The 21,724-nt window shown below is 63.4% G+C and carries 20 protein-coding genes; 12 read left to right on the top strand and 8 right to left on the bottom strand.

The window, feature by feature from the left end; all coding sequences use genetic code 11:
- The first annotated feature begins 52 nt into the window (after nt 1-52).
- Genes OGV19_RS25335 through OGV19_RS25325 form a run of 3 tightly spaced genes read left to right on the top strand, consistent with a single transcriptional unit; the run spans nt 53 to nt 3,743 of the window.
- The gene (locus OGV19_RS25335) at nt 53-1,336 is read left to right on the top strand and encodes a M16 family metallopeptidase (protein ID WP_264311166.1); all 1,284 of its coding nucleotides are present in this window, start codon (nt 53-55) and stop codon (nt 1,334-1,336) included.
- Nucleotides 1,329-2,690, top strand: a complete 1,362-nt coding sequence (locus OGV19_RS25330; protein ID WP_264311165.1) for a M16 family metallopeptidase — start codon at nt 1,329-1,331, stop codon at nt 2,688-2,690. Before OGV19_RS25335 ends, OGV19_RS25330 begins: the two co-directional genes overlap by 8 nt.
- 60 nt (nt 2,691-2,750) lie before the next feature.
- Nucleotides 2,751-3,743 (top strand): hydrolase, encoded by a 993-nt coding sequence (locus OGV19_RS25325; RefSeq protein ID WP_264311164.1) that lies wholly within the window; start codon nt 2,751-2,753, stop codon nt 3,741-3,743.
- A gap of 12 nt (nt 3,744-3,755) precedes the next feature.
- On the opposite strand, the gene OGV19_RS25320 is transcribed toward OGV19_RS25325, so the two are convergent.
- Nucleotides 3,756-4,610 (bottom strand): sulfurtransferase, encoded by an 855-nt coding sequence (locus tag OGV19_RS25320; protein WP_264311163.1) that lies wholly within the window; start codon nt 4,608-4,610, stop codon nt 3,756-3,758.
- A 35-nt stretch (nt 4,611-4,645) separates the two neighbouring features.
- Entirely contained in the window at nt 4,646-5,311 is a 666-nt protein-coding gene (locus OGV19_RS25315) for a TetR/AcrR family transcriptional regulator (RefSeq protein ID WP_264311162.1), read from the bottom strand.
- A gap of 150 nt (nt 5,312-5,461) precedes the next feature.
- Between OGV19_RS25315 and OGV19_RS25310 the strand changes: the two genes are divergently transcribed.
- The 5 genes from OGV19_RS25310 to OGV19_RS25290 all read left to right on the top strand — a co-directional run bounded on the left by OGV19_RS25310 (nt 5,462) and on the right by OGV19_RS25290 (nt 9,958).
- The gene (locus tag OGV19_RS25310; protein WP_264311161.1) at nt 5,462-6,892 is read left to right on the top strand and encodes a coniferyl aldehyde dehydrogenase; all 1,431 of its coding nucleotides are present in this window, start codon (nt 5,462-5,464) and stop codon (nt 6,890-6,892) included.
- Between the two features lie 10 nt (nt 6,893-6,902).
- Nucleotides 6,903-7,388, top strand: coding sequence for a twin-arginine translocation pathway signal protein (locus OGV19_RS25305; RefSeq protein ID WP_264311160.1), 486 nt, complete (start codon nt 6,903-6,905; stop codon nt 7,386-7,388).
- Between the two features lie 20 nt (nt 7,389-7,408).
- The gene (locus OGV19_RS25300) at nt 7,409-9,007 is read left to right on the top strand and encodes a GMC family oxidoreductase (RefSeq protein WP_264311159.1); all 1,599 of its coding nucleotides are present in this window, start codon (nt 7,409-7,411) and stop codon (nt 9,005-9,007) included.
- Nucleotides 9,008-9,118: 111 nt separating this feature from the next.
- Nucleotides 9,119-9,598, top strand: coding sequence for a pantetheine-phosphate adenylyltransferase (gene coaD, locus OGV19_RS25295; RefSeq protein WP_016489662.1), 480 nt, complete (start codon nt 9,119-9,121; stop codon nt 9,596-9,598).
- A gap of 108 nt (nt 9,599-9,706) precedes the next feature.
- The gene (locus tag OGV19_RS25290; RefSeq protein WP_016502084.1) at nt 9,707-9,958 is read left to right on the top strand and encodes a YfhL family 4Fe-4S dicluster ferredoxin; all 252 of its coding nucleotides are present in this window, start codon (nt 9,707-9,709) and stop codon (nt 9,956-9,958) included.
- A gap of 137 nt (nt 9,959-10,095) precedes the next feature.
- Here the strand turns inward: OGV19_RS25290 and mutM are convergent, their stop codons facing one another.
- On the bottom strand, nt 10,096-10,908 hold the full coding sequence (gene mutM / locus OGV19_RS25285) for a bifunctional DNA-formamidopyrimidine glycosylase/DNA-(apurinic or apyrimidinic site) lyase (protein WP_264311158.1): 813 nt from the start codon (nt 10,906-10,908) through the stop codon (nt 10,096-10,098).
- Between the two features lie 3 nt (nt 10,909-10,911).
- Nucleotides 10,912-11,730 carry an HDOD domain-containing protein gene (locus tag OGV19_RS25280; RefSeq protein ID WP_264314003.1) on the bottom strand — a complete coding sequence of 273 codons (819 nt, stop codon included), beginning with the start codon at nt 11,728-11,730 and terminating at the stop codon, nt 10,912-10,914.
- Between the two features lie 191 nt (nt 11,731-11,921).
- Between OGV19_RS25280 and OGV19_RS25275 the strand changes: the two genes are divergently transcribed.
- Complete coding sequence (locus OGV19_RS25275; RefSeq protein ID WP_264311157.1) at nt 11,922-13,118, top strand: class I SAM-dependent rRNA methyltransferase; 1,197 nt, start codon at nt 11,922-11,924, stop codon at nt 13,116-13,118.
- Between the two features lie 121 nt (nt 13,119-13,239).
- Here OGV19_RS25275 and mgtE read toward each other — a convergent pair whose 3' ends face one another.
- The gene (gene mgtE / locus OGV19_RS25270; protein ID WP_264311156.1) at nt 13,240-14,295 is read right to left on the bottom strand and encodes a magnesium transporter; all 1,056 of its coding nucleotides are present in this window, start codon (nt 14,293-14,295) and stop codon (nt 13,240-13,242) included.
- Nucleotides 14,296-14,774: 479 nt separating this feature from the next.
- Here mgtE and ilvD point away from each other — a divergent pair, with 479 nt between their 5' ends.
- Entirely contained in the window at nt 14,775-16,616 is a 1,842-nt protein-coding gene (gene ilvD / locus OGV19_RS25265; protein ID WP_264311155.1) for a dihydroxy-acid dehydratase, read from the top strand.
- A gap of 68 nt (nt 16,617-16,684) precedes the next feature.
- Here ilvD and OGV19_RS25260 read toward each other — a convergent pair whose 3' ends face one another.
- On the bottom strand, nt 16,685-17,539 hold the full coding sequence (locus OGV19_RS25260; protein ID WP_264311154.1) for a LysR family transcriptional regulator: 855 nt from the start codon (nt 17,537-17,539) through the stop codon (nt 16,685-16,687).
- Nucleotides 17,540-17,678: 139 nt separating this feature from the next.
- Here OGV19_RS25260 and OGV19_RS25255 point away from each other — a divergent pair, with 139 nt between their 5' ends.
- Nucleotides 17,679-18,347 carry an FMN-dependent NADH-azoreductase gene (locus tag OGV19_RS25255; protein ID WP_264311153.1) on the top strand — a complete coding sequence of 223 codons (669 nt, stop codon included), beginning with the start codon at nt 17,679-17,681 and terminating at the stop codon, nt 18,345-18,347.
- An 11-nt stretch (nt 18,348-18,358) separates the two neighbouring features.
- On the opposite strand, the gene OGV19_RS25250 is transcribed toward OGV19_RS25255, so the two are convergent.
- The gene (locus OGV19_RS25250) at nt 18,359-19,414 is read right to left on the bottom strand and encodes a phosphorylcholine phosphatase PcpP (RefSeq protein ID WP_264311152.1); all 1,056 of its coding nucleotides are present in this window, start codon (nt 19,412-19,414) and stop codon (nt 18,359-18,361) included.
- Nucleotides 19,415-19,654: 240 nt separating this feature from the next.
- On the opposite strand from OGV19_RS25250, the gene OGV19_RS25245 reads away from it, so the two are divergent.
- Nucleotides 19,655-21,046 (top strand): L-cystine transporter, encoded by a 1,392-nt coding sequence (locus OGV19_RS25245; RefSeq protein WP_264311151.1) that lies wholly within the window; start codon nt 19,655-19,657, stop codon nt 21,044-21,046.
- A 141-nt stretch (nt 21,047-21,187) separates the two neighbouring features.
- Here OGV19_RS25245 and OGV19_RS25240 read toward each other — a convergent pair whose 3' ends face one another.
- Complete coding sequence (locus OGV19_RS25240; protein ID WP_264311150.1) at nt 21,188-21,706, bottom strand: dihydrofolate reductase; 519 nt, start codon at nt 21,704-21,706, stop codon at nt 21,188-21,190.
- Between the last annotated feature and the right edge of the window lie 18 nt (nt 21,707-21,724).

Here is a 21,724-nt window from a genome sequence, read left to right as displayed (position 1 = left end):
CCTGGCCTCTGACTGAAGCTGCTCCTTCGTTTTTTGCAGGAGCACTTCAGCCATGACCGAGCACCCACCTTCGGTACAGTTCTTCTCCCTCGCCAATGGCCTGCGCGTCTACCTGCGCGAAGACCACCGAGCCCCTCTGGTAAGCGTGCAATTGTGGTATCACGTGGGTTCGAGCTACGAACCTGACGGCCACACAGGCCTTTCCCATGCCCTGGAGCATCTGCTGTTCGAAGGCAGCAGCAAACTCGCCAGCGGGCAATATTCGACCCTGATGACCCGCCTCGGCGGTGACCCGAATGCATTCACCCAAGAAGATGCCACGGTCTTTCCACTGACCTTGCCAGCCAGCCGGCTGGAGATCGCCCTGGAAGCCATGGCTGACACCATGGCCACTGCAACCCTGAGCGATGCGCCGTTCGCCCGCGAGTTGGCGGTGGTCATGGCCGAGCGCCGCGCGGATGTCGACAACAACGCCTGGGCGCTGGCGCTGGAAAAGCACCAGTTACTGGCCCATGGCAGCAGCCGCTATGCCACGCCGGTTATCGGCCACAAAAGCGATCTCCAGCACATGACGCCAGCGGCGGCCCGCACCTGGTACCAGACCTGGTATCACCCCAATAACGCCACCCTTTCAGTCGCCGGCGATATCGATCTGCAACGGCTGCAGGAACTGATGACGCGACATTTCACTGCCATCCCCGCCCATCGCCTGCCGCCCCGGCAAACGCCCATCGAAGACCCCAAGCTGGAGCGGCGCACGCAAATATTGCGCCTGCCGGGCCTCAGGCCTGGTGTGATCCTCAGCTTCAACCTGCCCAGCCAACGCACCGCCACCTCCACTACCCAGGCCCACGCATTGCGGCTGCTGCCCGACCTGCTTACCGAAGGCCAGGCCGCCAAGCTGCAACGCCGGCTGCTGATAGATGAGCAGGTACTGCAAGCCCTGAAGTCAACCTACGAGCCGCATCGGCGTGGCGACAGCCTGCTGACCGTCTATGCCTACTGCAGCGCGCTTGTCGCGCCCGAGGCCGCAGCCAACAGGTTAATGTCAGAGATAGAAGCCTTTAGCCAGACATTACCCAGCAACGACGAGTTGCAGCGCGCCAAGGCACGCCTGCTGGCCAGGCAATTGTTTGCACAGGACGACATCGCGGAACAGGCCAATGCCATCGGCAGGCAGGCCGTCTGCGGCCTGGACCCCATCGTGCTGGATGATGACCGAGAAGCCATCGTAGCCGTGGCCAGCGAGGACATTCGCCGAGCCGCACGTGACTACCTGACAGCATCCCGCGTGGCGATCACCTTCATGCACAACCAGGAGCGCGAACATGACTGATAACGTATTGGCCCCTCTGGCGGCTAACAGCATTTACGGCGGCCTGGTATCTGCCCAAGGTCTGGAGCTTGACCATTTCGAAGCCATCAAGACGCCGGTGCACGCCTGGAGAACCGACGCTGGCTCAGGCGTTAAGTTCGTCGAAGCTCGCGGCCTGCCTATCGTCGATGTGAAGCTGCGCTTCAAGGCAGGCACCGCCCTAAGTGACCCGCCCAGCCTGGCCGCCCTCACGCTGTACATGCTCGACGAGGGCAGCCAGCGTATTGATGCGATCGAGCATGCCGAGCGTCTGGAGCGGCTAGGTACGGTGGTCGAAAGGCAAATACGCCGTGAGCACACGACCCTGAGCCTGCGCAGCCTGAGCGCCCAGGCATTGCTCGACCCTGCCATCGATCTATTTACCGAGCTCGTCGCAAAGCCGGCCTTTCACAACGCCATGCTGGAGAAGATCAAACGCCAGCTAGTGCTGCATGAGGCATCCCGCGCCAGCCTGTCGGTACTCAGGGCGCGCAGCGAGGCCTATCATCACCTGTTCAGCGGTCATCCCTATGGCCACCCACAGGGCAGCACAGAGCAGGCACTCGATGCAGTCACGACCGACGACCTGAAAGCGTTTCATCAACGCGCCTACTCCGCCAACAACCTGGAAATGGTCATTGTCGGCGACCTGTCGCGCAGAGAGGCGCAGGGCATTGCCCAGCGTATCAGCCAGGCACTGCCTCAAGGCTGGGCCGCCGCTGACTTGCCGGCCGCGCCTGAAACAACGGGTACGACGATCAACGTCGAGCAGGCCGGGGCGAGCAACACGATCCTTCTGGCGCTGCCAATGAATGTACCGGCCAACAACCCCGAGTTCCTTGCCCTGGTACTGGCCAGTGAAGTGCTGGGCTCGGGGTTGGACTCCCGCTTGATGAAAGAGCTGCGTCAACGCCGAGGGCTTACCTACGGCGTCCATACTCAATTGGTGCCCTTGAGTGCAGGTGGGCTGTTCGCCATCGAATGGGAGATCGCCCCGCAGCACGTAACCGGCTCCCAGGACCTGGTAGCGAAAGTGCTTGGCGACTTCATCCACCAGGGGCCGACAGAAGCCGAGCTGCAACTGGCCCGCCAACAGCTGGCAGGCCAGCTGCTGCGCGATGTTGCCCAAAACAACAGCCTGGCCACGCTGCTCACCCAAAACACCCATCAGCGTCAACCGGATGATCATCTGAACACCTACATCGATCGCCTGACCACGCTGACCCCAGAGGCGGTCCGCGAAGTCATGCAACGCAGGGTCGACCTCACACGCAAGGTGCTTGTCAGTGTCGGCCCACGTGTCGATCAGCAGCCGCTGCCAGCCATCGACCAATAGCGCAGGTACAGCGGCAGCGTTTCATGGCACTCTAGGCAGGCACATCACGAGTCGCCCAGCATGCCCAGTCTCACTGCCACTTTCCGCCCGGCCGTCGGCCTGTCCAACCCCCATCTTCAAACCTTGTGGGGCCCACTCTGGCGCAAGTTGCCTGAACTGCAGCGCGACCGCGAGCGGCTATGGCTGGCCGATGGCGATTTCATCGACCTCGACTGGCACGGCCCGCACCAACCGGATGCACCGCTGGTGCTGGTACTGCATGGGCTGACCGGTTCCTCCCACTCGCCCTACGTCAAAGGCCTGCAGCAAGCCTTGCAAGGACGCGGCTGGGCCAGTGTGGCGGTGAATTGGCGCGGTTGTTCGGGCGAGCCGAACCTGCTGCCGCGCAGCTACCACTCCGGTGCCAGCGAGGACCTGGCCGAAATCGTCGCGCACCTGCGCGCCCAGCGCCCATTGGCGCCGCTTTACGCAGTGGGTTATTCGCTGGGTGGCAATGTGTTGCTCAAGTACCTGGGCGAAAGCGGCTCGGCCAGCCAGCTGGAAGCTGCGGTCGCGGTGTCGGTGCCGTTCCGCCTGGACCAGTGTGCCGACCGTATCGGCCAGGGGTTTTCGAAGGTCTACCAGGCGCATTTCATGCGCGAGATGCTGGCCTATGTGCAGCTCAAGCAGCGTCACTTCCATGACAAGGGTGAGCATGAGCGGCTGGCGGCACTCGAACGGCTGGGGCCGCTGACCAGGCTGCGCACCTTCTGGGACTTCGACGGCAAGGTCACCGCGCCGCTCAACGGTTTCAACGATGCGCACGATTACTACCGCCGCTCATCAAGCCGCTACTTCCTGGGCGAAAACCGCACGCCGACATTAATCATCCATGCCAGCGATGACCCCTTCGTCTCCAGCCACAGCGTGCCCTTGGCCAGTGAACTGGCAGCGCAGACGCAGTTTGAATTGCACAACCGCGGTGGCCATGTGGGCTTTGTCGATGGCAGCCTGCGCAATCCGGGGTATTACCTGGAACGGCGGATTCCGCAGTGGCTGCTAGAAGGCCTTTAGCAGCGGCCCGGATCAATCCCCGGTAGCCACCCCATGCGCTGGGTTATTGATCCACTCGCTCCACGACCCGGCATACAAACGCCCCAGCGGATAGCCCGCCAGTGCCAGGGCAAACAGATTGTGGCAAGCGGTCACGCCCGACCCACAATAGGCCACCAACTGCTCCGGCGAGCGCCCGGCCAGCTTTTCGGCGAACCGTTGCTTGAGTGCGTCGGCCGGCAGAAAACGCCCGTCGGCACCCAGGTTATCGGTGAACGCCGCGCACTGTGCGCCAGGAATATGCCCGGCGACCGGGTCGATCGGCTCGACTTCGCCACGAAAACGCGGCAAGGCCCGGGCATCGATCAACGTCAGTTCAGCATCGCCCAGGTGCTTGGCCAGGTGTTCGGCATCAATCAGTAGCTTAGCGTCCGGCTCACCGCTGAAAGTGCCCTCGCGGCGGGGCGGCGGGTCCAGGCTCAGCGGCAGGTGCGCTGCATGCCATGCCTTGAGCCCGCCATCGAGAATCGATACGCCACTGCGCTTGCCCAGCCAGGCCAGCAACCACCAGGCACGGGCAGCAAAGGCGCCAGGGCCATCGTCGTAAAGCACCACGTCGCTGTCATTGTCCAGGCCCCACTCACGCAGGCGCTCGACCAGCCGCCCCGCATCGGGCAAAGGGTGGCGCCCGGTACGTCCCTTGCTGACCGGGCCACTGAGGTCGCGCTCCAGGTCAGCGAAGTGCGCCCCGGCAATATGCCCATCGGCATAGCTGCGCTGGCCATAATCCACATCCTCAAGGGCAAAGCGGCAGTCGAGAATCACCAGGTCGGGCGAGTCCAGACGCTCGGCCAGCTGTTGCGGGGTGATCAATTGCGCAAGGGGCATGACAATCTCCTGATCGATAGCACTCGTACCCTGGTTTACAGTTCCAGGGCCTGATTGAACGGTACATGAAATTCCTGACACAGCGCGTCCACGGCACTGCGCGCGCCTGCGGTGACGAAGCCGAGCTCCAGCACCAGTACCTGATAGACGCCGCGCTTGAAGGCTTCTTCACCCAGGTGCGCGGAATGCTCACGCGTGGTGCTGAGAAAACGCACCCATGACGTCAGCACGATCCAGGCGTTGATGGTCAGCGATTCGATCTGCGCCGGCGCCATGGCCAGGATCCCAGCGTCGACGAAGCCACGGTAAATCGCCTGGCCCTGACGCAGGCAGCGCTCGGAAAACCGCCGGTAACGGGCGGCCAGCTCGGGGTCGCTGTCCAGCAGGTGCTCCAGGTCGCGGTGCAGAAAGCGGTAGTTCCACATCGCCGCGAGCAGGGCCTTGAGGTAAAAACGTTTGTCTTCCACGGTTGCGCAGCGCCCTTGAGGCGGGCGCAAGAAGCTGTCCACCAGTTCTTCGTACTGGCTGAACAACAGGGCGATGATCGCCTGCTTGTTGGGGAAGTGGTAATACAGGTTGCCGGGCGAGATTTCCATGTGCGCGGCAATGTGGTTGGTACTGACGCTACGCTCGCCCTGCTGGTTGAACAGCTCCAGGCTGTTCTGCACGATGCGCTCTCGGGTCTTCATGCGCGGGGCCATGCTCAGCTCCCAGTTTGCGGGCCTTGGTCAAAGGGTCATCTTACGGCGTATCTGGTGTGGAATGCACCGCTCGACGCCACGGAAAAATTCGCACGATCGTTCGGATTAGAGTATAGGCTCTAGGGATTCCCTGCCCGGATTCGAGCCGATATGACCTCGCCCGTTGACGTGTCTCCTGTGCATTGCGACCTCGACCTGACGGCGAGGTTCGCCGCCCAACGCCTGGCATTTGCTGGCAATCCCGCGCCCCCGGCCGCCCAGCGCAGACAGTGGCTGAAGAGCCTGCGCGAGGCATTGCTGGCGGACCAGGCGCGGCTCATAGAAGCCATCGACCAGGACTTTGACGGGCGCAGCGCCGATGAGACCCTGCTGGCGGAACTGCTGCCCTCCGTTCAGGGCCTGCGCCACGCCGAAAAGCACGTGCAACGCTGGATGCGCGCCAGCCGGCGCCGCGTCGGCCTGGCCTTCCAGCCCGCCAGCGCGCAGGTGCGCTATCAGCCATTGGGCGTGGTCGGCATCATCGTGCCGTGGAACTACCCGCTGTTGCTCGCCATCGGCCCGCTAACCTGTGCCCTGGCGGCAGGCAACCGGGTCATGCTCAAGCTCAGCGAAGCAACGCCCGCCAGCGCCCAGGTGCTCAAACAGTTGCTGGAGCGGGTGTTCCCTGAGGACCTGGTCAGCGTGGTGCTGGGTGAGGTCGAGGTTGGCCAGGCCTTTGCCCGCCTGCCGTTCGACCATCTGCTGTTCACCGGGGCAACCAGCGTGGGCCGCCAGGTCATGCTGGCCGCAGCGCACAACCTGACCCCGGTCACCCTGGAGCTGGGCGGCAAATCCCCGGCCATCGTCTCGGCCAGTGTGCCTCTGCACAGCGCAGCCGAACGTATCGCCTTCGGCAAGACCCTGAACGCCGGCCAGACCTGCGTTGCCCCCGACTACGTACTGGTGCCGCGCGAGCGGCTGGGGGCCTTCAGTGACGCTTACCAGTCCGCCGTTCACCGCATGTTCCCGCGTATCGCCGACAACCCCGACTACACCGCCATCATCAACCCGCGGCAGTTGCAGCGCCTGCAGCACCTGCTGGACGACGCCCGCGACCGAGGCGCCCAGGTGCTCGACCTGTACCCAGGCGAGCCACGCCAAGGCCGACGCCTGCCCCCTCACCTGCTGCTGGACGTGAACGACCAGATGCAGGTGATGCAGGACGAAATCTTCGGCCCGCTGCTGCCGCTGGTGCCCTACGACAGCCTCGACCAGGCATTGGCCTACATCAACCAGCGCCCTCGCCCACTGGCCCTTTACTACTTCGGCTACGACCGCGCAGAGCAGGAACACGTGCTGCGTCACAGCCATTGCGGCGGTGTGTGCCTGAACGACACCCTGCTGCATGTCGCACAGGACGACCTGCCCTTTGGCGGCATCGGGCCTTCCGGCATGGGCCACTACCACGGCCACGAGGGTTTTCTGACCTTCAGCAAAGCCAAGGCCGTGCTGGCCAAACAGCGCCTGAACGCCGCACGCCTGATCTACCCACCGTACGGCAAGGCCTTGCAGCGCCTGGTCTACAAGCTGTTCATCCGCTGAGCCCAGGCCCATGCAGCGCCGCGACTTGCTCCGCTTCAGCCTGGGCGCCAGCGCCTTCCTCGCCACCACCAGCCTCGTCGGCTGCACGGCACAGTCGGCCGCGCCCGGCTACCAGGCGTTGCGCAATGACGACCTGCCACTGTTGAGTGCGCTGATCCCAGTGGTGCTTGCCGGCACCCAGGCCGTCGATGCGCTGGTGCTGCACAGCCTCGATCACAAGCTGGCGGCGTTGTCGCCAGAAATGCTCAAACTCACCCGGCAACTGTTCGACGTGCTCAGCCTGCCACTGACTCGGGGCCCGCTGACCGGCATCTGGGGCGCCTGGCAGCAGGCCAGCAGCGAGCAGATCAGCGCGTTTCTGCAGCGCTGGCAGGACAGTTCGATGAACCTGCTGCGCATGGGGCACGCCTCGTTGCTGCAACTGCTGCAGATGGCCTGGTATGAACGCCCGGAAGCCTGGGCCGCCTGCGGCTACCCAGGGCCACCGAAGATCTGACGACAACAAGAGCATCGCCAATGCCTGTAATCGACCCATTTCGCCAAGGCCTCGAACGCGGCTGGATCACCCACGATGGCTCGCGCCTGGCGCAAGACCTGACCCTGCAGGCCGATATCGCCGTGATCGGCAGCGGTGCCGGCGGCGCCACCAGTGCCCAGTTGCTCAGCGCCGCCGGGTTCAAAGTACTGCTGATCGAAGAAGGCCCCCTGAAGACCAGCAGCGACTTCCACCTGCTGGAAAGCGAGGCCTACGCCAGCCTCTACCAGGAGGGCCTGGGGCGGATGAGCAAGGATGGCGCCATCACCATCCTGCAGGGCCGCGCCGTGGGCGGTACCACGCTGGTCAACTGGACCTCGAGCTTTCGCACGCCGCCACAGACCCTGGCCCATTGGGCCAAGGAGCACCGGGTCACCGGCTTGGACACCGATGCGCTACGCCCTTGGTTCGAGCGCATCGAACAGCAGCTGGGCATCAGCCCTTGGGCCTTGCCGCCCAACGCCAACAACGAGGTGCTGCGCCGTGGCTGCGAACAGCTCGGCTATCGTTGGGCGGTGATACCGCGCAACGTGCGCGATTGTCGGAACCTTGGTTATTGCGGCATGGGCTGCCCTGTCAACGCCAAGCAATCGATGCTGGTGACCAGCATTCCGGCCACCCTCGACCAGGGCGGCGAGCTGCTCTACCTGGCGCGTGCGATGCGCTTCGAGCACAACGGCGAGCGGATCGCCCAGTTGCAGTGCACGGCCCTGGACGCCCAAGGCATACACCCCACCGGCAGGCAGATCAGCGTGCGCGCCCGCCACTACATTCTCGCCGGGGGCGGTATCAACAGCCCTGCCCTGTTGCTGCGTTCCAACGCCCCCGACCCGCACGCTCGCCTGGGCAAACGCACCTTCCTGCACCTGGTCAACTTCAGCGCGGCACGTTTCAACACGCGCATCGACCCCTACTACGGTGCCCCGCAGTCCATCTACAGCGACCACTTCCAATGGCTCGGCGGTACCGACGGCCCAATCGGTTACAAGCTTGAAGTGCCGCCCCTGCACCCCGCCCTGGCCAGCACCCTGTTGGGTGGCTACGGCAACGAGAATGCCCAGCACATGGCCGAGCTGCCGCATACCCACGTGATGCTGGCGTTGCTGCGCGATGGCTTCCACCCTGAAAGCCAGGGTGGCGCGGTCGAGCTGCGGGGCGATGGCTCACCCGTGCTGGATTACCCGGTCAATGACTACCTGCGCGACGGTTTGCGCCGCGCCTACCGCAGCATGGCGCAGATCCAGTTCGCCGCCGGGGCCGAGCGGGTCTTGCCGGTGCATGGCGATGCCCGCTACGCCAACAACCTGAGCGAAGCCCTGACGATGATCGACGAGCTGCCCCTGGCGCTATTCCGCACGCGCCTGGGCAGCGCCCACGTGATGGGGGGCTGCGCCCTGGGCGAAGACCCACGACAGGCGGTGTGCAACAGCCTGGGCCAGCATCACCAGCTGGCAAACCTGTCGATTCACGACGGCTCGCTGTTCCCCACCAGCATCGGCGCCAACCCGCAATTGTCGGTGTACGCCATCAGCGCCAAGCTCACCGATGCCCTGATTGCCCGCCTGGCACACAACGCATGACAACGAATGCACCCACTGTCTATAGTGCCATCAGCCGGCCGCACGACTTGGCCGGGCGCTATCGCTGCGCTACCATCCGACTCCCCAACGCACTCCAGCCAGGATGACGCGATGAACCGAGTGTTGTACCCGGGTACTTTCGACCCCATTACCAAAGGCCATGGCGACTTGGTCGAGCGCGCCTCGCGGCTGTTCGACCATGTGATTATCGCAGTGGCGGCCAGCCCCAAGAAAAACCCCCTGTTCCCGCTGGAACAACGGGTGGCGCTGGCGCGTGAGGTCACCAAGCACCTGCCCAATGTCGAAGTCATCGGCTTCTCTTCCCTTTTGGCGCACTTTGCCAAGGAACAGGGCGCCAACGTCTTCCTGCGTGGCCTGCGCGCGGTCTCCGACTTCGAGTACGAGTTCCAGCTGGCGAACATGAACCGGCAACTGGCCCCCGATGTCGAGAGCCTGTTCCTGACGCCGTCGGAGCGCTATTCGTTCATTTCCTCGACGTTGGTCCGGGAAATCGCCGCCTTGGGCGGCGATATCAGCAAATTCGTCCACCCCGTGGTGGCAGAGGCGCTGACCGAACGGTTCAAGAAGTAAGCCTGCACGCCTGATTATCGCGCCCGCGTGCACTGCGGGCGCGAATGCGGCACAATTGTGCCCACAGCGTTGAACATGCCCGGGCGGTGAGCCCCGGCCGGAGTCCCCATGTCCCTGATCATCACCGACGATTGCATCAACTGCGACGTCTGCGAACCCGAGTGCCCGAACGAGGCCATCTCCCAAGGCGAAGAGATCTACGTGATCGACCCTAACCTGTGCACCCAGTGCGTGGGCCACTACGACGAGCCGCAGTGCCAGCAGGTCTGCCCGGTCGACTGCATCCCACTGGATGAAGCGCACCCGGAAAGCGAAGAACAGCTGATGGCCAAATACCGTCGGATTACTGGCAAGGACTGAATAATTGCAAGGGCTGCGCCCTTGTTCGCGGGGCAAGCCCGCTCCCACAGATTGGGCCGCTTGTAAGCTGTCTAGAGCCTGCTAGATCCTGTGGGAGCGGGCTTGCCCCGCGAATGGGCCGCCAAACGGCCCCAGATTCAGCGCTGGCAGCGCGGGCAGAACACGCTTGCCCGCTGGCCAAGCTTCACCTCGCGCAAGGGCGTGCCACACAGCTTGCACGGCATCCCACCCCGCCCGTAGACGAACAACTCCTGCTGGAAGTACCCCGGCTGCCCATCCCCGCCAATGAAGTCGCGCAAGGTCGTGCCGCCCTGCTCGATGGCCGCCGCCAGCACCCGTTTGATCTCGATGGCCAGCTTCAGGTACCGCGCCCGCGAAATACCGCCCGCCTCCCGGCGTGGGTCAATCCCGGCAGCAAACAATGCTTCGGTGGCGTAGATGTTACCCACCCCCACCACTATCGCGTTATCCATGATGAACGGTTTGACCGCCATCGAGCGCCCGCGCGACAGCTGAAACAGGCGGTCGCCATCAAACAGGTCGGTCAACGGTTCTGGCCCCAGACGCAGCAATAACTCGTGGTTGAGCGGGTCGAGGCTCCAGAGCATGGCGCCGAAACGGCGCGGGTCGGTGTAGCGCAGCATCAGCCCCGATTCCAGCTCGATATCGACGTGCTCGTGCTTGGCCGCCGGCAGGCCCAATTCGACCAGGCGCAAGTTACCCGACATGCCCAGGTGGCTGATCAAGGTGCCGACCTCGGCATTGATCAACAGGTACTTGGCGCGCCGCTCGACGCTAACGATACGCTGCCCCGACAACCGCACATCCAGGTCTTCGGGGATTGGCCAGCGCAGGCGCCGGTCACGCACCACCACGCGGCTGACCCGCTGGCCTACCAGATGGGGTGCGATACCCCGCCGGGTGGTTTCTACTTCGGGTAGTTCCGGCATGTGTCAGTGCCCGCCCAGCTCTCGGATGTTCTGTTTGAGGTTTTCGAAGTCGTAGTCCGACAAGCCAATGTAGTCGAGCACCAGTGGCCCCACCACTTCCCATTCGTGGTCGACACTCTGGCTGCCCAACACACGGTAGGACGCGCAGATGTGCTCGGCCATCTTCAGCACCGCCAGCAGGTTCTTCAACTGGCTCTGGGTATTGCGTGAAGACTCGTCGCGGAACACGGCCAAGGCGTTGTGGTGGTTGGCGATGGCCCCCGTCAGGTGCTCGGGCAGGCGCCAGGACTTGGCGGTGAAATAGCCCACCACCGAGTGGTTGGTATTGAACGCACGGTTTTCCGTATCAACCACCCGCGTTTCGCCGTCGGCCTTGGCATAAGCTTCTTCCAGCACGTCCATGTAGTTGGGGAAGCGCTTGAGCATCAGCGGCACGCCACAATCATGGAACAAGCCAAGGGTGTACGCCTCGTCGGCCAACTGCATCCCGGTACGCTTGGCCAGGGTCAGGCAGGTCATTGCCACGTCCTGCGCGGTGTCCCAGAAGCGGTTCAGGGTGACGATGGTTTCGTCGCTCATTTCGCCTTTGATCGACTGGGCGTTGATCAGGTTGATGATCGAACGGCTGCCCAACAGGTTCACCGCGCGCTGGATCGAGCCGATCTTGTTGGAAAGGCCAAAATGCGGGGAGTTGACCAGTTTGAGCAACGCGCCGGACAAGCCTGGGTCCTGGGAAATCAGCTTGGCGATGGTTTCCAGGTCCGGGTCAGGCATGTACTGCTCGAACTGCAGGTCGACCATGATCTGCGGTTGCGGCGGGATGGTGATGCCTTGCAAGGCTTGCTGGATCTGTTCGGCGCTGAGTTCTTGGGACATGCGTACACACTCGTTGAGGACAGCGAATTCTAACACCGGATCGTCTAGCTTTAGGCCTGGCCAGCACTTTGTCGCGCCTGACCCCGAACACAGGGCCAACACGGTATACTCCCGCTCTTTTTTCCCGGAGCGACGTCATGTCCCTGCCCAGCCTTCGCCTCAAAGCCAATGCCGACCGCCGCCTGCGCGCCGGCCACCTGTGGGTCTACAGCAATGAAGTCGACGTCGCCACGACCCCGCTGCAAGGCTTTCAGGCCGGCCAGCAGGCGATTCTCGAAGCCGCCAACGGCAAGCCGCTGGGTATCGTGGCACTGAGCCCGAACAACCTGATCTGCGCCCGCCTGCTGTCGCGCGACATCAAGCTGCCGCTGGACAAATCGCTGCTGGTACACCGCCTCAACGTCGCCCTGTCGCTGCGTGAGCGCCTGTTCGACAAGCCGTGCTACCGCCTGGTCTACGGCGACTCCGACCTGCTGCCAGGCCTGGTGGTCGATCGCTTCTTCGACATCCTCGTGGTTCAGCTGGCCTCGGCGACCATGGAGCTGCACAAGGACGACGTGATCGCCGCCCTGGTCCAGGTGCTCAAGCCAAGCGGCATCTTGTTCAAGAACGATTCCGCCGCGCGTGATGCCGAAGGCCTGCAGCGCTACGTCGAAACCGTCTACGGCGAAGTGCCGGACTGGGTCCCGCTGGAAGAAAACGGCGTCAAGTTTGAAGCCCCGGTACGCGAAGGCCAGAAGACTGGCTGGTTCTATGACCACCGCATGAACCGTGCGCGCCTGGCCCCCTACGTCAAAGGCAAGCGCGTGCTCGACCTGTTCAGCTACATCGGTGGCTGGGGTGTGCAGGCCGGCGCATTTGGCGCCAGCGAAGTGTTCTGTGTCGATGCGTCGGGCTTCGCCCTGGACGGCGTTGAGCGCAATGCCGCGCTCAACGGTATCAGCGAGAAACTGACCTGCATCGAAGGCGACGTATTTGAAGCGCTGCGTGAGCTGAAGGCCGCCGAAGAGCGCTTTGACGTGATCATTGCCGACCCACCCGCGTTCATCAAGCGCAAGAAAGACCTGAAAAACGGCGAAGCGGCCTACCGTCGCCTCAACGAACAGGCCATGCGCATGCTCAACAAGGACGGCATTCTGGTCAGCGCCTCGTGCTCCATGCACCTGCCCGAGGATGACCTGAACAACATCCTGCTGACCAGCGCCCGCCACCTGGACCGCAACCTGCAGCTGCTCGAGCGCGGCGGCCAGGGCCCGGACCACCCGGTGCACCCGGCCATCGCCGAAACCCGCTACATCAAGAGCATTACCTGCCGGTTGCTGCCTAACAGCTGATTAAGAATGCCGGGGCTGCTGCGCAGCCCATCGCGACACAAGGCCGCTCCTACACAGGTACCCGACCCCTGTAGGAGCGGGCTTGCCCGCGATGGGCTGCAAAGCAGCCCCAAACGGCACCTCAGATATCCAGCACATACGAAGCAATCCCGAAATACACCAGCACCCCCGCCGCATCGGCGATCGAGGTCACCAGCGGGCCACTGGCCGTCGCCGGGTCGAGCTTGAGCTTGGTGAACATGAACGGCAGGCTCATGCCGATCAGGCTGCCCAGCAACACGATCACCAGCATGCTGCTTGCCACGATCAGGGCAATGTCCATCCCACCCCGCAGTGCCCCCAGCGATGCCACCGCCACCGCCATGGTCGCCCCCAGCGCCAGCGCAACCCCGCACTCACGCCCCAGCATCCGCAGCCAGTCACGCATGGCCACCTCGCCCGTCGCCAGGCCTCGCACCATCAAGGTCGCCGACTGCGCCCCGGCATTGCCACCGCTGTCCACCAACAGCGGCAGGAAGAACACCAGCACGATATGCGCGGCAATGGTCTCTTCGAACGCCGCGATGCCAGCCCCCGAGAACAGGTTGCCGAACACCAGCAGCACCAGCCACAGCACCCGTTTGCGGTACAGCAGGCTGACGGTGGCATCCCTAAGGTTGCCCACGTGGTTGGTGATGGAGGCGCCCTTGTGGAAGTCCTCGGTGGCCTCATCGACCACCACATCCAGTGCATCGTCGCACGTCACCAGGCCCACCAATCGCCCAACCTCGTCCAGCACCGGCACGGCCAGCAGGTCGTGCTCGCGGATCAGGCGGGCCACTTCTTCCTGGCGGGTCGTGGTGCAAACGCAGATGACCTTGTGCACCATGATCTGCTCGATCGGCGCCTCGGGGGCGGCCAGGATCAGCTCACGCAGGGACAACGTACCGCGCAGGTTGCGCTGCTCGTCGAGTACATAAGACTGATAGATGGTTTCGGCATCGGCAGCCTCGCGGCGCAGCATGTCGATGGCCTGGCTTGCGCTGAGGCCGGCATCCAGGCACGAGTATTCGCTGGTCATCAGGTAACCGGCCGTGCCTTCGCGGTAGCCTTGCGGGTGAAGCAGGTCGTCACGACGGGCCTGGGCAGCCTGGCGCAGGTCGAGAGGTGAAACGAGGGTATCGGAAGTGTGCTGCATGAGGTTCTCCAGGCGCCGACGCAGGCACCCGCACACCTCAGCCACGCGGGCTCAAGCCTTCGGAAGCCCTGGCGACGACGCGCTCAGTGCCAATTTGCGAGTTCGGTTTGAACTGAAACTGGGAAGGTCCATTGAGGGTGTATCTCGTGAAGCCGCACATGCGGCGGGCGGATCATAGTTAGCTTGGGCTGGCAGGTCAGCCCCTGAAACGACGTTTCGGAAGCGTCCTACAAACTACCGGCCATTAGGCCAACGCCACCGCCCAGACACATCGCCATTCCCTCGCCGCGCCAGCGGTGTAGAATCGGGCTATTCATCGCCAGTCATCCCCGGCGGGTTTATGAGCTCTGGTCGAGCACGCGGCGATCCCGTGGTGTCTTCGGCCCCATCCGTGCCAGTGGCAACCGGCCTAAGGCGCATAGGACCAAGAGAAGCTCACTCCCCTTTTTGTGACCTGATTAAGCCGCCAGGAGTGCTTCATGCCTGATTATCGTTCCAAGACTTCCACCCAAGGCCGCAACATGGCGGGCGCTCGTGCCCTGTGGCGCGCCACCGGGATGAAGGACGAAGATTTCAAGAAACCAATCATCGCCATCGCCAACTCGTTCACCCAGTTCGTCCCGGGCCACGTGCACCTGAAGGACCTGGGCCAACTGGTTGCCCGTGAGATCGAGCGCGCCGGTGGCGTGGCCAAGGAATTCAACACCATCGCGGTCGATGACGGCATCGCCATGGGCCACGACGGCATGCTGTACTCGCTGCCGAGCCGCGAGATCATCGCCGACGCCGTGGAATACATGGTCAACGCCCACTGCGCCGACGCCATCGTCTGTATCTCCAACTGCGACAAGATCACCCCCGGCATGTTGATGGCCGCCCTGCGCCTGAACATCCCGGTGATCTTCGTCTCCGGCGGCCCGATGGAAGCCGGCAAGACCAAGCTGGCCAGCCACGGCCTGGACCTGGTCGATGCGATGGTCATCGCCGCCGACTCCTCGGCCTCCGACGAGAAAGTCGCCGAGTACGAGCGCAGCGCCTGCCCAACCTGCGGTTCGTGCTCTGGCATGTTCACCGCCAACTCGATGAACTGCCTGACCGAAGCACTTGGCCTGGCCCTGCCGGGCAACGGCTCGACCCTGGCCACCCACTCTGACCGCGAGCAGCTGTTCCTCACGGCTGGCCGCACCATTGTCGAACTGTGCAAGCGCTACTACGGCGAGAACGATGAGTCGGTCCTGCCGCGCAGCATCGCCAACTTCAAGGCGTTCGAAAACGCCATGATGCTCGACATCGCCATGGGCGGCTCGACCAACACCATCCTGCACCTGCTGGCTGCGGCCCAGGAAGGCGAGGTGGCGTTCGACCTGCGTGATATCGATCGCCTGTCGCGCACGGTGCCGCAGCTGTGCAAGGTGGCGCCGAACATCCAGAAGTACCACATGGAAGACGTCCACCGCGCCGGCGGCATCTTCAGCATCCTCGGCTCGCTGGCCCGTGGCGGCCTGCTGCACACCGACCTGCCGACCGTGCACAGCCGCAGCATGGAAGAAGCCATCGCCAAGTGGGACATCACCCAGACCGACGACGAAGCCGTGCACACCTTCTTCAAGGCCGGCCCGGCAGGTATCCCGACCCAGACCGCGTTCAGCCAGTCGACCCGTTGGGAAACCCTCGACGACGACCGTGAACACGGCTGCATCCGCAGCTTCGAGCACGCCTACTCGCAAGAGGGCGGCCTGGCCGTGCTGTACGGCAACATCGCCCTCGACGGCTGCGTGGTGAAAACCGCCGGTGTCGATGAGTCGATCCACGTGTTCGAAGGCAGCGCGAAGATCTTCGAGAGCCAGGACAGCGCCGTGCGCGGCATCCTCGCCGACGAAGTGAAGGCCGGTGATATCGTCATCATCCGTTACGAAGGCCCGAAGGGCGGCCCAGGCATGCAAGAGATGCTCTACCCGACCTCGTACCTCAAGTCCAAGGGCCTGGGCAAGGCCTGCGCCCTGCTCACCGACGGCCGCTTCTCGGGCGGTACTTCGGGCCTGTCGATCGGCCACGCTTCGCCGGAAGCCGCTGCTGGCGGCGCCATTGGCCTGGTGCGCGACGGCGACAAGGTATTGATCGACATCCCCAACCGGTCGATCAACCTGCTGGTCAGCGACGAAGAGCTGGCCGAGCGCCGCATCGAGCAGGACAAAAAAGGCTGGAAGCCGGTCGAAGTGCGCCCGCGCAAAGTGACCACCGCGCTCAAGGCCTACGCCCTGCTGGCGACCAGTGCCGACAAAGGTGCGGTACGCAACAAGGCAATGCTTGAAGGGCTGTAAGGCTTTCTAGCGTTTGCAAAACCGGCGCCCTGTGCGCCGGTTTTTTATGCCTGTGGATAAAAGCCGGATCAAAGCTCACCCCTCGAAGCCGATTGGCGCAATTGCGCCAGCAGCAGAGCAGCCGAGCGCTTCGGTTTCGCCGTCGAGGACAGCACGAATTGCGCGTGAGGCAGGGCTGGCAACGCCGTCACTTCCTGCAGGCCCGCAGCCAGGGCAGATGAGCGGGTAACAGGCGTCACCCCAAGCCCACCGCTGACGGCGGTCATCAGCCCCCCGGCACTTGGGCTCTGGCAAACGATGCGCCACTGTCGCCCAGCACGCGCCAGCGCTTCGATGGCAGCAGCACGGTACGGGCATTGATCGGAAAACACCGCCAAGGGTACGGCTGAGGTCGCATCATCGCTGGCCAGCGCAAGCGGCCCTTTCGCCCAGATCAACGGCTCGGACCACAGGACCTCGCCATGTTCATCACCGCCGCAGCGGCTGCCCAGCACAATATCCAGCGCACCCGCTTGCATGAGTGCGAGCAGCTCCCCGGTCAGGCCGACGTTCAGGACAACCTCTGCATCAGGGTGCGCCACCGAGAATCGACGCAGGCAATCGATGATCGGCGCTTTGACCATCTCCTCGCTCAACCCCACGGACACCATGCCAGAAACCCGCCGGCCCACGCCCAAGCTGGCGCGGGCATCGTCATGCAGCGCCAGGATGCTGCGGGCATAGCCTGCCAAGCGGGCGCCTGCTGGCGTCAGGCTCACCGAGCGGGTCGTTCGCTCCAGCAATTTGTGCCCGGCTTCGCGCTCAAGCCGACGAATGTGAGCGCTGATCGCCGATTGAGTAAGGTGCAGCCGCTCGGCGGCACGCGTGAAACCACCGCTGTCGGCAACGGCAAGCAAACTGCGCAGAAGGACTGTATCGAACACTGATTGATCACCTATCGCACTCAATACAGCGAGCATACGTCATTTCTATAACAGAGCATCCTGAATCAGACTTTGCGCTGCCCTCCTGAGCACTCAAGCGCCAGGGGACGTGCCCTCAATGCTGCCAAGGAGAAGCCCCGTGGTTGAACGTGTCTTGTATGTTTGCGCCTCACCGAGAGGCGAGCGCTCGGTTTCCGCTCAGATTGCCGAAGTGTTCCTGGCGGCGCTGGCTGAGCGCAAAGCCGTGGAGGTTGACCGCCTGGACCCTTGGGAATGCGAGCTTCCCGAAGTGGATGGCGACCTGCTCGCGGCCAAGTACGCAGGGCTTGTCGATGCCCCGCTTTCGCCCGCGCAAAACGCTGCATGGGCGCAGATCAGCACGCTCGCCAAACGGTTCCACCGGGCCGACACGGTATTGTTCAGCGTACCGCTGTGGAATTTCGGCATCCCCTACAAACTCAAGCACCTGATCGACGCCATTTCGCACAAAGGGGTTTTGTTCACCTTCGACGAGCAGGGGTTGAACGGCATGCTGGGTGGGCGCCGGGCAGTCGCCATCTACACCCGCGGGCTAGGTTATGGCCCCGACTCACAAACCCCCGACCAGGCATTTGGCCTGGAAAAACCCTTCCTCGATGCGTGGTTCCGCTTCGTCGGTATCAACCAGGTACACAGCATCGTGGCCGAACAGACGCTTGGCCCTGCAGGCGCCAGCATCCGTGCGAGCGCCCTTGAAGCCGTGACCTTGCTGGCGCAGAACATCGACCAGCAAGAGGCCCGGACCTTGATTGTCGGCCGCACCGGCTGACATGCGCGCTGTTACTGGATCTGCTCCGGCGTGACGATCACCCAGTTTTTGTCCGCAGTCACCGGCAGCCCTTCCTTGGCCTGTGCTGCGGCGTGCTTGGCGATCATGCCGTTGAGCTGGTCCATGTATTTGGCCTTGCGGTTTATCCACAGGTGGATGCCCCCCTTGCCCACATCCACCCCGTGGAACTGCATGTAGCCATCACTGGTCGGCGTATCGCCGCCCACCAGCACCGGTCTTTTCCACTCGTCGATGTAGGTGAGGATCGCCGCCTGCTTGCCTGCCATCCAGGTCGCTGGGGTCCACAGGTACGGCGTCAGCTCCAGGCCTTCGTTGGCCTTGGGGTCATAGGTGCCGGCGCTGATCTGCTTGCGCGCCGTGGTCAGTTGGCCGTTGGCGCGGTCCTTGAGCAGCAGGCTGACGCCAATGACGTTCTGCGGTTTGACGTTGTAGCCGTACTTGGGGTCGGACGCGACCATGCGCACCAGCTCTTCGGACGCGGCAGAAATGACATACACCTCGATGCCGTTTTCCATCAGCTTGTTGAACAGCTCGGCCTGCCCGGCAAACACCTTGGGCGGCTGCACCTCGATGGCCTTGACCTGGTCACCCTCAAAATAAGTGCTGGGCACGGGCTTGCCGGAGGCCATCAAGGCATCGACCTGGGCTTTCAGCTCTTTCAGGGTAAAGCCCGAGAACACCTGTGCCACCCACGGGTAGCAGACCATGTCGTCGATTTCGCACAGGCGGTAGTAGTAACTGAACAAGCTTTCCTTGTGCTCGGCTGTGTCCTTGAACGGAATCAGCTTCAACGAAGGGTCGAGCTTGTCGCGGGTCAGCAGCCCCTTGTTTTCCATGAACGGCAGCAAGGCCTCTTCAAGGTCGTAGCGGTAACTGGTGTTGTCCATGTCGAACACCGCGTAGTTACCTTTGTTGGCATTGGCGGTGATCATGCTGTCGAGCTGTTTGGCCGCCTCGGCGGGCCAATGCTTGAGTTCGGTGGCCCAGGTTTGGGCACCGAACAACAGGGACAGGCCGAGGGCGAGCGCTTTCGGAGCGAACTTCATGTGCGAATCTCCTGAAATGACCGGGAAACGCTAGTCCAACATTGCGCGCCGGCAAGCCCTGACAACGACGTTAAGGCAGCTTGAAACGCCGTGTTCATTGCTATTTGCGACACGTCGTTATTCCATAAACGACTAAGCACATTCCATTTGGGTATAAATTCGTTTGTTTTCAGGCTGTTAGCATTTCCGTTCGTAATCGCTCACAGAGGCGATGCCTCTTCTGTTTTTGTTGGAGCTTCAATGAACCTGCCGCTGTCTCTTAACCTGCTGGCATTCCTGGCCCTGCTGCTGGGCCTGGCACAAACCCGCCGCACCGACTGGAGCCTGGCCAAGAAGGTCTTGCTGGGCTTGGTGCTGGGCGTGGTGTTCGGCCTGGTGCTGCACACGCTCTATGGCGCTGGCCACCCGGTCCTGAAGGCCACCATCGCCTGGCTCGACCTGGTCGGCAACGGCTACGTCGGCCTGCTGCAGATGATCGTCATGCCACTGATCTTCGCCTCGATCCTCAGCGCCGTGGCCCGCTTGCACAATGCCTCCTCGCTCGGCCGCATCAGCGTGCTCAGCATTGGCACCCTGCTGCTGACCACCGCCATCGCCGCGTTGATCGGCATCGTCCTGACCAACCTGTTCGGCCTGACTGCGGACGGCCTGGTGGCCGGCGTGCAGGAAAGCGCGCGGCTGCAAGCGATCCACAGCGACTACGCGGGCAAGGTCGCCGACCTCAACATCCCGCAACTGCTGTTGTCGTTCATCCCCAGCAACCCGGTGGGCGACCTGGCGCGGGCCAAGCCGACCTCGATCATCAGCGTGGTGATCTTCGCCGTGTTCGTCGGCCTGGCCGCCCTGCAACTGATCAAGGACGATGCCGAGAAGGGCGAGCGCGCCCTGTCGGCCATCGACACCCTGCAAGCCTGGGTCATGCGCCTGGTACGCGTGGTGATGAAGCTCACCCCCTATGGCGTGCTGGCCTTGATGACCAAAGTGGTGGCCAGCTCCAACCTGGACGACATCCTCAAACTGGGTAGCTTCGTGGTGGTGTCGTACATCGGCCTGGGGCTGATGTTCGTGGTGCATGCCGCCATCCTGGCGGCGACCGGCGTGAGCCCGCTGCGCTTCTTCCGCAAGGTGTGGCCGGTGCTGACTTTCGCCTTCACCAGCCGCTCCAGCGCCGCCAGCATCCCGCTGAATATCGAAGCGCAGACCCGCCGCCTGGGTGTGCCGCAGTCGATTGCCAGCTTCAGCGCCTCGTTCGGCACCACCATTGGCCAGAACGGTTGCGCGGGCCTGTACCCGGCGATGCTGGCGGTGATGGTTGCGCCTGCGGTGGGGATCGACACCTTCGACCCGCTGTGGATCGCGACCCTGGTCGCCATCGTCACCCTGAGCTCGGCCGGGGTTGCCGGGGTGGGCGGTGGTGCGACCTTCGCCGCGCTGATCGTGCTGCCGGCCATGGGCTTGCCGGTTGAACTGGTGGCGCTGCTGATTTCGGTGGAGCCGTTGATCGACATGGGCCGTACGGCGTTGAACGTGAATGGCTCGATGACGGCCGGGGTCGTGACCAGCCAGCTGTTGAAAGAGACTGACAAGTACGTGTTAGCGGGTGACCAGCATGCAGAGCTGAGTCATAGCTGAGATCGCTGGGGGCGCTTTGCGCCCCTTTCGCGGCGCAAGGCCGCTCCCACAGGCCAGCGCCGAATCTGAACAATGGGCGCTCCCACAATGACCAATGTTATCTGTGCGTCGCGATAGGGGCGCAAAGCGCCCCCAAAAATCTCAAACCTTGTCCCAAACATCGAAGTGATACACCGGCCCCGCCCCTTCAGGCGCTTGCGGCTGACTGCTCACCCGCTGCCACTGCCCCTCGTCAAACGCAGGGAACCATGCATCCCCCTCCGGCGACAACTCGACCCGGGTCAGGTACATGCGGCTCACCAGCCCCTTCTCCAGCGCCTGCCCATACAGCTGCGCCCCGCCAATCAGCATCAGCTCATCGACCCCCTGCTCACGCGCCCACTGATCGGCCCGCACCAGCGCCGCCTCCAGCGAGGGGAACACCTCGGCACCGACAAGCGTCAGCCCCGGCTGGCGGCTGACCACGATATTCAGCCGCCCCGGCAAAGGCCGGCCCAGCGAGTCCCAGGTCTTGCGCCCCATGATGATCGGCTTGCCCAGGGTCGTGGCCTTGAAGTACTTGAAATCCCCCGGCAGGTGCCAGGGCATGGAGTTGTCGATGCCAATCACGCGGTTCTCGGCGAGGGCCGCGATCAGGCTGAGGGGGAGTGTGCTAGTCATGCCAGCGAGGATAGCAAA

It is taken from the genome of Pseudomonas putida (genome assembly GCF_025905425.1).
In the GTDB taxonomy this organism is placed as follows: domain Bacteria; phylum Pseudomonadota; class Gammaproteobacteria; order Pseudomonadales; family Pseudomonadaceae; genus Aquipseudomonas; species Aquipseudomonas putida_AF.
This window is presented reverse-complemented; position numbering and strand designations above follow the sequence as displayed.

Excerpts from the sequence above, each read along its gene's own strand:
- OGV19_RS25320 (WP_264311163.1), bottom strand. The coding sequence starts at position 4,610 with ATGCCCCTTGCGCAATTGATCACCCCGCAACAGCTGGCCGAGCGTCTG.
- coaD (WP_016489662.1), top strand. The coding sequence starts at position 9,119 with ATGAACCGAGTGTTGTACCCGGGTACTTTCGACCCCATTACCAAAGGC.
- OGV19_RS25240 (WP_264311150.1), bottom strand. The coding sequence starts at position 21,706 with ATGACTAGCACACTCCCCCTCAGCCTGATCGCGGCCCTCGCCGAGAAC.
- OGV19_RS25310 (WP_264311161.1), top strand. The coding sequence starts at position 5,462 with ATGACCTCGCCCGTTGACGTGTCTCCTGTGCATTGCGACCTCGACCTG.
- mutM (WP_264311158.1), bottom strand. The coding sequence starts at position 10,908 with ATGCCGGAACTACCCGAAGTAGAAACCACCCGGCGGGGTATCGCACCC.
- OGV19_RS25290 (WP_016502084.1), top strand. The coding sequence starts at position 9,707 with ATGTCCCTGATCATCACCGACGATTGCATCAACTGCGACGTCTGCGAA.
- OGV19_RS25275 (WP_264311157.1), top strand. The coding sequence starts at position 11,922 with ATGTCCCTGCCCAGCCTTCGCCTCAAAGCCAATGCCGACCGCCGCCTG.
- OGV19_RS25245 (WP_264311151.1), top strand. The coding sequence starts at position 19,655 with ATGAACCTGCCGCTGTCTCTTAACCTGCTGGCATTCCTGGCCCTGCTG.
- OGV19_RS25300 (WP_264311159.1), top strand. The coding sequence starts at position 7,409 with ATGCCTGTAATCGACCCATTTCGCCAAGGCCTCGAACGCGGCTGGATC.
- OGV19_RS25335 (WP_264311166.1), top strand. The coding sequence starts at position 53 with ATGACCGAGCACCCACCTTCGGTACAGTTCTTCTCCCTCGCCAATGGC.
- OGV19_RS25330 (WP_264311165.1), top strand. The coding sequence starts at position 1,329 with ATGACTGATAACGTATTGGCCCCTCTGGCGGCTAACAGCATTTACGGC.
- ilvD (WP_264311155.1), top strand. The coding sequence starts at position 14,775 with ATGCCTGATTATCGTTCCAAGACTTCCACCCAAGGCCGCAACATGGCG.
- OGV19_RS25305 (WP_264311160.1), top strand. The coding sequence starts at position 6,903 with ATGCAGCGCCGCGACTTGCTCCGCTTCAGCCTGGGCGCCAGCGCCTTC.
- OGV19_RS25315 (WP_264311162.1), bottom strand. The coding sequence starts at position 5,311 with ATGGCCCCGCGCATGAAGACCCGAGAGCGCATCGTGCAGAACAGCCTG.
- OGV19_RS25325 (WP_264311164.1), top strand. The coding sequence starts at position 2,751 with ATGCCCAGTCTCACTGCCACTTTCCGCCCGGCCGTCGGCCTGTCCAAC.
- mgtE (WP_264311156.1), bottom strand. The coding sequence starts at position 14,295 with ATGCAGCACACTTCCGATACCCTCGTTTCACCTCTCGACCTGCGCCAG.
- OGV19_RS25250 (WP_264311152.1), bottom strand. The coding sequence starts at position 19,414 with ATGAAGTTCGCTCCGAAAGCGCTCGCCCTCGGCCTGTCCCTGTTGTTC.